Source organism: Prauserella flavalba (assembly GCF_003202235.1).
GTDB lineage: Bacteria > Actinomycetota > Actinomycetes > Mycobacteriales > Pseudonocardiaceae > Prauserella_A > Prauserella_A flavalba.
This window is the reverse complement of sequence record NZ_MASU01000036.1, coordinates 40,930-47,191: the sequence shown is the minus strand read 5'-3', so window position 1 is coordinate 47,191 and position 6,262 is coordinate 40,930. Positions and strand designations below refer to the sequence as shown.

Sequence of the window (6,262 nt, the reverse complement as noted above, 5' to 3'; positions counted from 1 at the left end):
ACGGCAGCCGCAGGCTGTGATGTTTGAGGCGTTGTCGCTGGTAGTGGCTGCGCTTGGCGCGGGTTTGGTGGAGTCGGCGCCAGGCTGACCAGTGGTCGGCATGGGCTCGGGGGTGATCGGGGTGGGTCAGCTTGGCCCAGAGGCGCCGGATTTCGTTGCAGGACAACGGGATCAGCTGGTCGATGCCGCCTGTGGTGCCCCCTTTGACGCGGTTCGTGCGCGCTCGGTGTGGGCGGTGACGGCGAGGAACGCCGCGGCGAGCATCGAGAGCGTGATGTGCCGGTACCAGGCGTCGTAGCGGCGGACCTGGTAGTGGTCCAGGCCGGTCTCGTTCTTGGCGAACTGGAATGTTTCCTCGATGCCCCACCGGGACCCGGCGACCCGGACCAGCTCGGCGACCGGGACCGGCTGGTTGGCGTGGCAGATGTAGTAGGCCAGCTCGCTGGGCTTGCTGATCGAGCGACGGACCAGCAGGTGGTGCTGGTCGGCTCCGGGGTCGAGCAGCAACCAGTCGTAGAGTCGCTGGCCCTTGCTCCCGTCGCCGGCCGAGAGCCGCTGCCAGCCGCGTCTGGGTGCCGCGGCGGCCAGCTGGTCGGCGCGTTGCGGGCCGGTCGGGGTGGCGAACCGCTGGTCGCAGGACACGGCCATCACGTAGTTGAGGTTCTGCTCGTCCAGCCAGGCGCGCAGTCCGGGGTTGTCGCCGTAGGCCTCATCGGCGGTGAACCACGGCACCGCCTGGTGCCCGTGCGCGGCCAGCAGCCGCTGCAGCATCCGCCGCGCCAGCTCCGGCTTGGTGGCGAAGCCGACCTCGTCGCCGATCCCGGCCTCGGCGCAGCGCTGCGGATCGTCGGTCCAGGAGCGCGGCAGGTACAGCTCCCGGTCGACCAGCGCCCGCCCCCGCGGTGACACGTAGGCCAGGAACACCCCGAGCTGACAGTTCTCGATCCGGCCCGCCGTGCCGGAGTACTGCCGCTGAACGCCAGCGGAGCGGGTGCCTTTCTTCAGGAATCCGGTCTCGTCGGCGGCCAGCACACCGGCCGCATCACCCAGCCGGTCCAGCACGTAGCCGCGCAGGTCATCGCGCACCGCCTCGGCGTCCCAGGCGTAGACAGTTCAGCAGCCGCTGCATGCCATCCGGGCTCAGTTCGCCGGCCTGCTCGGCGAGCGTCCAGGAGTTCTTGCGCTCGGCCCCCGACAGCAGCCCCAGCAGGTACAGCCGCGCCCGGCGCCGCGACTGCACCTGCGCGAACCGGCCCGCCACCAGCCCAAACACCTCACCGAACCCCGCCTGCCAGCGCGCAAGCGGATCACCAACTACAGTCCACGACGCGGCCACCGCGTCAGTTTCAAGATCCAACACACCTTGAAGTTGATCACGCGGTGGCCGCCCTCGTGATCACGACACGCCGACCAAGATCACACTGTGCGGCTGCCGTACTAGGTCGTTCTCGGAAGGCTGTTTTCGTGCGCGGTCGAGCGCACGGGGAATCGACAGAATGCCGCGGTACGGCGGGGGCGAAGTACCACTGCAGTGCCACACCGCGCCCGCGTTGACCGGCCACGATGCCGAGAACAAAGGTCAGTGGGTGACTAGCGAGATCGCCGGAACGGGCGCATGCTGAAGTTCCTGCCGGAAGCACAAGGGGGAACTGCATTGAGCACTGCGACCACCACGGAGGTCCGCACCGGATTCGGTGCGGCGATTCTGCTGGGCGTCGGCGATGACGACAACGTCGCCTGCGTCGCCGAACACGATGCCGCCACCGAGGATGAGGCCCGCCGTTGGATCGAGCAGACCCTGCCGACCGCCGCGATGCCGGACTGGGTCCACCAGCGCCCCCACAGCACCGCCGGAGCCTTCTTGTTCGGCGTCTACACCGAAGGCATCCGCGTCCACGACGGGCCGGGCGAATCTCGCTGGGAGAACTGCCCAGACGACGCGCCCGAACACACCGCTGACCTCATCGACGGTGCCGTGCGCTGGTGGCCACGCGAGGACACCCAGCCATAACGACACACCGCGTGCGGCGGGCACGTCATGACGGTCCCGCCGCCTAGACTGCTGCCGATGACGCCCACCGGATCGGAGTCCACACGCCTGGCGATCGTGCGCGGCAATTCGGGATCGGGCAAAAGTTCCGTGGCGCTGGCCGTCCGTTCACACCTCGGGCGGACCTGCGCAGTGGCGGCCCAGGACGTCATCCGCCGGACCATCCTAAAAGAACGCGACGTGCCCGGCGGCGTGAACATCGGTTTGCTCTCGACCGTGGCTCGCTACGCCCTCGACAACGGCTTTCATGTGATCGTGGAAGGCATCCTGCACGCCGAGCGTTACGGCGACATGCTCGCCGAACTCGCCGCCGATCACCGCGGTCGTACCGGCGTCTACTATCTGGATGTCTCGTTCGAGGAGTCCCTGCGCCGGCACGAGGCCCGGCCGCAATCAGGCGAGTTCGGCGCCGAGCACATGCGTGAGTGGTACCGCGAACGGGACTTGCTCGGACTGGCTGGCGAGCAGCTCATCCCGTCGGCATCCAGCCTGCAGAACACCGTCGCGCGCATCCTTGCCGAGGTCTTCGAGCAGCGGTACGAACGAGAACCCGATCCGATCGATCCCGTCGTCTTGGGCAGTGCTGTGCGCGAGTGATCACCGCGGTTGCACTCCGGCTCGCTCAGCGGGCGGCGGTGTAGATGCTGGGCAACCATGCTCATTGCGAGTGCCGTTCGATCGAGGAATGGGTGCCCGCCGAGTCCCTGCCGCAGTACGCGTCGCATCTGCGGACCACCCTGTTCACGGCCCGTCCATCCGATGAGATCCATTCACCGCAACATCTTTTGGGCCCGGACAAGCTATTTCGGTGTCCGGCGGGAGGTTAGGACGCGGGCGACCAGGACCAGGGACGAGGCCCGTTCAGGCCGCGTAGGCAGGAGACACGGAGTGCGGCTTCGCGGTGCGTGCGGGGGTTCTCGGCGGCGTGTTGGGCGAGGTAGCAGGTCATGCGGAGTTCGCGGATGTCGCGCAGGAGCGCGAATCCGTCCCAGGTGGTGACGTCGTGGCCGTAGCGGTGGCAGAAGTCGCGGTAGTCGGCGGCACTGATCCAGGCGAAGCTGGTGTGTTTGATGGCGGTGGAGACGAGGTCCCATTCGGGTGGGCCGATGGAGGCGCGTTCGAGGTCCAGCAGCACGACCTGGTTGTCGGTGGTGGCGACGACGTTGCCGACCCAGGCGTCGCCGTGCAGCACAGTGTGCGGCAGGCCGGCGGGGAGGTTGTCGTAGCTCTCTCGCAGGGTGGCGAGGTGCTGGTGCAGCCAGGCGCGGTCGTCGTCGGTGAGGCTGGTGGCGGCGGCGATGCGCTCGTCGAGCCGGACGAACGGCTCCAGCGCGGAGAACGGGTGCTGCCCCGGTGACCGGCAGGTCGTGCAGGCGGCGCAGAGCCGTCGCGACTTGAGCGGGGGTGCCCTTGTGATGCTCGGGAAGTTCGTGCCAGAAGGTCACCGCACGCCCGTGCGCCTCGATGTGGTGGTCGAGGTCGTCGAGCGCGCGGACGGCGGGGATGTCGTGGTCGGCGAGCCATCGGGCGATGCGGACTTCCCGGGCGGCGGCGTCGAGCTGGCCGGGTCGGGCGATGCGGGCGACGATGCCGCTGGGGAGCCGGAAGATCGCGTTCTCGCCGAGCCGGATGGGCTCAGCGCCCCGCGCGTCGATACCTGCCTGGTTACAGGCGTCGCGCAGTAGCTCTTCGGCTTCCTCGGTTCCGGTCGTGGTCACGATGCGGCGACCACCGTGTGGATGCGCTGGCGCAAGGCGGCGACCTCGGGGGTGCGGCTGTGGCGGTGGGCGTAGCGGGACAGCTCGCGCAGGTCGTCGGCGGCCCGGCGTGAGCGCACGGTGCCCGCGATGTCGAGCGCGGCCTGGCCGATGACGGCAGCCTCGGCGGGATCACCGGTGGCCATGGTCAAGGTGGCCAGCTTGATCTGGGAGATCGCGCGGGAGCGGGCGTAGGCGTCGGTGTGTCCGGTGACGGCGTCCGAGAGCCGCGCGGTGGCGTCGAGCGGCCGGTGCCCGTGTACGGCGACGTCGAACAGGGCGTGGCCGGTGTCGCCGACGTGCTGGGCGTGGTCGTAGTAGGCCATCCAGGGTGGATCGTTGGCCGGGGTGGCGTGGGCGAATTCGTCGTCGGCGCGGCCGACGGCGGCGAGGGCGTCGTGGGTGCGCCGCATCTTTGCCAGCGCGCGGGCGTGGGCGGTGTGCAGCATCGCCCGCTCGGTTGCGGTGAGCCGGTCGGCGCGCACCAGGGCGTGCTCGATCCAGGTCAGCCCCTCGTCGGGTTTGCCGATCCAGATCGCGTGCCGCGCCATCGAGGAGAGGATCTTGGCGCGCAGGTGCCAGTCGCCCGCCTCTTCGGCACAGGCGAGGCCGAACTGGAACGCGTGGGTGGCGTCGTCGTGGGCGTAGGCGTCGAAGGCCATGAACCCGCAGGTGTGGGCCAGGTAGCCGATCGCGCTGCGCAACGGGCCGCGCAGCGCCTCGTCGCAACTTGCGTCGAGCAGCCCTGCCGACCAGTGCAGCTGGGCTTGGACGGCTTCGCGCGCGAGGCCACCGCCGTAGGTGGACCGGCGAACGGTTGCTGGTCAGAACCAACGAGCGTTCGGCCCGGCCCCGTTCGGAGATCAGCTCGAACAGATCGTCGGCCTGGGTGGCGGTCAGATCCCGCATCCCGAAGTCGTCCAGGATGAGCACCGCGGGTTTGATCAGCTCCCGCATCCGCTTCTCCCAGGTCTTGTCGGCGTGCCCGCCGGCCAGGGTGGCCAAGACCTTGCGCAGCTTGAAGAACCGGACGTCGCCGCCCTGGCGGATGACGTTGTGCCCCAGCGCCTGGGCGATGTGGGTCTTGCCGACCCCGACCGGGCCGTAGAGGATCACCGACTCGCCTCCGGCCAGCCAGCGCAGCGCGCCGAGGTCGCGGATCTGCGCGGCCGGGATCTTCGGGTTGATGGAGAAGTCGAACTCCTCGATGGTGACGATCTCCTCGAAGTCGGCGGCCTTGATCCGCCGGGCGATGGCCTGGGAGTCGCGACGGGCGATCTCGTCGTGGCAGAGGACCTGCAGGAACTCGATGTGGCCGAGTTCGCCGGCGCGGGCCTGGGCCAGGCGAGCGTCGAGGGTTTGCAGCATCCCGGACAGCTTGAGCTTGCGCAGGGCCTGCTCGAGCGCGGCGTCGATGATCACGCGGACACCCCCGCATCGCTGCCGCGGCCGGGCTGGCCCGGTCCGGGGTGAGCGGCGTCCGTGGTGGCGGTGTCCGCGACGGACGCTTCGTCCGCGGTGGGCATGGCCACGACGTTCACGAACAACCGCGAGGGGCCGTGCAGGAACGCGGCCGCGCCCCCGTCACCTGGGCGGGTGTCGTCGTCGACGGGGTCGGTTTCCAGGCCCGCGGCCAGCAGGCCCTTGACCGTGCGCAGGGTCAGGTCGCCGACCGCGGTCGCCTTGGCGCAGGCCGCATCGAGCCGGACGGGGTCGTAGGTGTCGGCCAGCGCGATGATCTTCTGCGCGGCCCGCAGCCGGAAGATCGCGTTGACCTGCAACAGGTCCTCGATGATGGCGGCGACGTGCTCGCCGAGTTCGGTGGCGCGGGTGCGACACCAGTCCGGGTTCCGCAGCTGGAAGGCGACCTTTTCCGGCGGATAGTGCCCGGGCTCGGTACGTTTGCCGACCGCCTGGAACGGGTGGGTGGCGATCAGCTCGCCGTTGTCGAAGATCTGGACCGTGGCCGCGGTGGTGCGGGCGTCGACCTTGCGGCCCATGTGCCGCCAGGGCACCGAGTAGAGCGTCTTGCCGACCTTGAGGTGGATGTCGGGTCCGATGGTGCCGCGCGACCAGGTCGCCAGCTCGAACGGCCGCCGCGGCAACGGCGCCAGCGCCGCGGCCTCGCGTTCGGCGAACACGCTCAGCGGTGAGGCGCCCTGCAATGCCCGTGACGAGCGGCGGCCGGCGACCGTGGTGCACCAGGCCAGCGCGGCCTGCTGCATCTGCTGCAGCGAGGTGAACTCCCGGCCGCGCCAGAAGCTGTCCCGGATGTAGGGCATCGGCCGCTCGACCCGGGGTTTGTCCTTCGGCTTGCCGCGCCGGGCCGGGTCGACCAGCGTCGCGTAGTGCGCGGCGAGCTCGGCATAGGAGCGGTTGATCTTCGGATCGTAGAGGTCGGTGCGTTCGACGCCGGTGCGCAGGTTGTCCGGCACCAGCCGGCGCGGCACCCCTC

Annotated in this window: 6 protein-coding genes and 2 pseudogenes; 3 read left to right on the top strand and 5 right to left on the bottom strand. The window is 69.7% G+C overall.

Features of this window, described 5'->3' with window-relative positions:
* Positions 1–1,273 (bottom strand): annotated as a pseudogene (locus BA062_RS39360) (IS701 family transposase); the annotation flags it as partial.
* Between the two features lie 342 nt (positions 1,274–1,615).
* Here BA062_RS39360 and BA062_RS39355 point away from each other — a divergent pair.
* A complete protein-coding gene (locus BA062_RS39355; protein WP_146240154.1) occupies positions 1,616–2,011 on the top strand; it encodes a hypothetical protein in 396 nt (131 codons plus the stop codon).
* A gap of 57 nt (positions 2,012–2,068) precedes the next feature.
* Entirely contained in the window at positions 2,069–2,647 is a 579-nt protein-coding gene (locus tag BA062_RS39350; protein WP_110344195.1) for a kinase, read from the top strand.
* Between the two features lie 226 nt (positions 2,648–2,873).
* Here the strand turns inward: BA062_RS39350 and BA062_RS40945 are convergent, their stop codons facing one another.
* Positions 2,874–3,350: a phosphotransferase family protein gene (locus BA062_RS40945; RefSeq protein WP_245960252.1), complete on the bottom strand. Its 477-nt coding sequence runs from the start codon at positions 3,348–3,350 to the stop codon at positions 2,874–2,876.
* A 115-nt stretch (positions 3,351–3,465) separates the two neighbouring features.
* Between BA062_RS40945 and BA062_RS40940 the strand changes: the two genes are divergently transcribed.
* Positions 3,466–3,735 carry a hypothetical protein gene (locus BA062_RS40940; protein ID WP_245960250.1) on the top strand — a complete coding sequence of 90 codons (270 nt, stop codon included), beginning with the start codon at positions 3,466–3,468 and terminating at the stop codon, positions 3,733–3,735.
* A 29-nt stretch (positions 3,736–3,764) separates the two neighbouring features.
* Here BA062_RS40940 and BA062_RS40935 read toward each other — a convergent pair whose 3' ends face one another.
* The 3 genes and pseudogenes from BA062_RS40935 to BA062_RS39330 form a co-directional block, all read right to left on the bottom strand.
* Complete coding sequence (locus BA062_RS40935) at positions 3,765–4,568, bottom strand: NsdA family TPR-like regulatory protein (protein WP_484266826.1); 804 nt, start codon at positions 4,566–4,568, stop codon at positions 3,765–3,767.
* Positions 4,569–4,659: 91 nt separating this feature from the next.
* Positions 4,660–5,175: pseudogene (locus tag BA062_RS40930) on the bottom strand (ATP-binding protein); the annotation flags it as partial.
* Positions 5,176–5,225: 50 nt separating this feature from the next.
* The gene (locus BA062_RS39330; protein ID WP_110344194.1) at positions 5,226–6,257 is read right to left on the bottom strand and encodes a Mu transposase domain-containing protein; all 1,032 of its coding nucleotides are present in this window, start codon (positions 6,255–6,257) and stop codon (positions 5,226–5,228) included.
* Positions 6,258–6,262: the final 5 nt, after the last annotated feature.